Annotated in this window: 2 protein-coding genes; one reads left to right on the top strand and one right to left on the bottom strand. The window is 68.4% G+C overall.

Features of this window, described 5'->3' with window-relative positions; all coding sequences use genetic code 11:
- Positions 1–119: 119 nt before the first annotated feature.
- Positions 120–1,307, bottom strand: a complete 1,188-nt coding sequence (nadA, locus tag AC07A6_RS41310) for a quinolinate synthase NadA (RefSeq protein WP_386272598.1) — start codon at positions 1,305–1,307, stop codon at positions 120–122.
- A 341-nt stretch (positions 1,308–1,648) separates the two neighbouring features.
- Here nadA and AC07A6_RS41305 point away from each other — a divergent pair, with 341 nt between their 5' ends.
- Positions 1,649–2,005: a HesB/IscA family protein gene (locus AC07A6_RS41305; RefSeq protein WP_030029080.1), complete on the top strand. Its 357-nt coding sequence runs from the start codon at positions 1,649–1,651 to the stop codon at positions 2,003–2,005.
- The last annotated feature ends 152 nt before the right edge of the window (positions 2,006–2,157 follow it).

Raw genomic sequence — 2,157 nt, 5'->3', positions numbered from 1 at the left:
TCCCCCCCCCCCCCCCGCGTAGAGCCACGCCACCGCGCGGCCCCCCCCCCCCCCCCCCAACCCCCCCCCCCCCCCCCCCCCCCCCCCCCCCCTGGGCCCCTTTCGTGCTGCTGCGCCGGTTACGGGAGGGCGAGCATGCGCTCCAGCGCGAGCTTGGCGAAGCTCTCCGTCTCCTTGTCGACCTCGATCCGGTTGACGAGGTTGCCCTCGGCCAGGGACTCCAGGGTCCACACCAGGTGGGGGAGGTCGATGCGGTTCATCGTCGAGCAGAAGCAGACCGTCTTGTCGAGGAAGACGACCTCCTTGCCCTCCGGGGCGAATCGATTCGCCAGGCGGCGGACCAGGTTCAGCTCGGTGCCGATGGCCCACTTGGAGCCGGCCGGGGCCGCCTCCAGCATCTTGATGATGTACTCCGTCGAACCGACGTAGTCCGCGGCCGCCACGACCTCGTGCTTGCACTCGGGGTGCACGAGGACGTTCACGCCCGGGATGCGTTCGCGCACGTCGTTGACCGAGTCCACCGAGAACCGGCCGTGGACCGAGCAGTGGCCGCGCCACAGGATCATCTTGGCGTCGCGCAGCTGCTGGGCGGTCAGGCCGCCGTTCGGCTTGTGCGGGTTGTAGAGCACGCAGTCGTCCAGGGACATGCCCATGTCGCGGACGGCGGTGTTGCGGCCCAGGTGCTGGTCCGGGAGGAAGAGCACCTTCTCGCCCTGCTCGAAGGCCCACTCCAGGGCCTTCTTCGCGTTGGACGAGGTGCAGATCGTGCCGCCGTGCTTGCCGGTGAAGGCCTTGATGTCGGCGGAGGAGTTCATGTACGAGACGGGGACCGTCGCACCGGCGACCCCGGCCTCGGTCAGCACGTCCCAGCACTCGGCGACCTGCTCGGCGGTGGCCATGTCGGCCATCGAGCAGCCGGCCGCGAGGTCGGGCAGGACGACCTTCTGGTCGTCCGAGGTCAGGATGTCCGCGGACTCGGCCATGAAGTGCACGCCGCAGAAGACGATGTACTCGGCCTCCGGCTTGGCCGCCGCGTCCTTGGCCAGCTTGAAGGAGTCGCCGGTGACGTCGGCGAACTCGATGACCTCGTCACGCTGGTAGTGGTGGCCGAGGATGAAGACCTTGTCGCCGAGCTTCTCCTTTGCGGCGCGGGCGCGCGCCACCAGGTCCGGGTCGGACGGCGAGGGAAGGTCGCCGGGGCACTCCACCCCGCGCTCGCTCTTGGGGTCGGCCTCACGGCCGAGCAGCAGCAGGGCAAGGGGCGTCGGCTGGACGTCCAAAGGCTGGGCGGTGGTCACGACACGCACCCTTTCTGTTCTGCGACAAGGAAATCTGGGACTGCGGGGGGCTTTGATCGACACTTCTCGTCTATTTGACGTTATCTATGATAGCCGCTTCACGTCACTTTGACGATGCCGATAGTGTCGATGTGACGCATTCGCCCGGTGCGGGGCCGGTGCGGGATACGCCACTCCACCGGTCCTCGTCGCGGGGTCCACCGGGCCGCCGGGGTGTGCGAGCATGAATCGAGAAAACGAGGCGCCGGACCCGGAATGAAACCGCGGTCCCGCTGGTTGCCATCGACGGCAAGAGTCCGACGTTTCCCCAGCCACCGGCGGGGAGCCGCCCACTTCGGGAGTGAATGCAGATGTCCGTACAGGACGACAAGACCACTGTGAGCGACGGCATCCTCCTGTCCGACGCCGCCGCCGAGAAGGTCCGTACCCTGCTGGAGCAGGAAGGCCGCGATGACCTCGCGCTGCGCGTCGCCGTCCAGCCCGGCGGCTGCTCCGGCCTGCGCTACCAGCTCTTCTTCGACGAGCGCTCCCTCGACGGCGACGTCGTCAAGGACTTCGACGGCGTCAAGGTCGTCACCGACCGCATGAGCGCCCCGTACCTGGGCGGCGCCTCCATCGACTTCGTCGACACCATCGAGAAGCAGGGCTTCACGATCGACAACCCGAACGCCACGGGCTCCTGCGCCTGCGGCGACTCGTTCAGCTAAGCCTCAGGGCTTGACGCCGAAGGGCCCGGGGCCGGTCGGTTCCGACCGGGCCCGGGGCCCCCCTCGGTTCCTCGCCAGGGCTCCCTGAGGGGGGGGGGGTTTTCCCCCGTGGGGTTTACCCCCCTTTGGTTTCCGCATAGCCTTTTGTGTCT

It is taken from the genome of Streptomyces sp. NPDC044002 (genome assembly GCF_056434525.1).
This window is presented reverse-complemented; position numbering and strand designations above follow the sequence as displayed.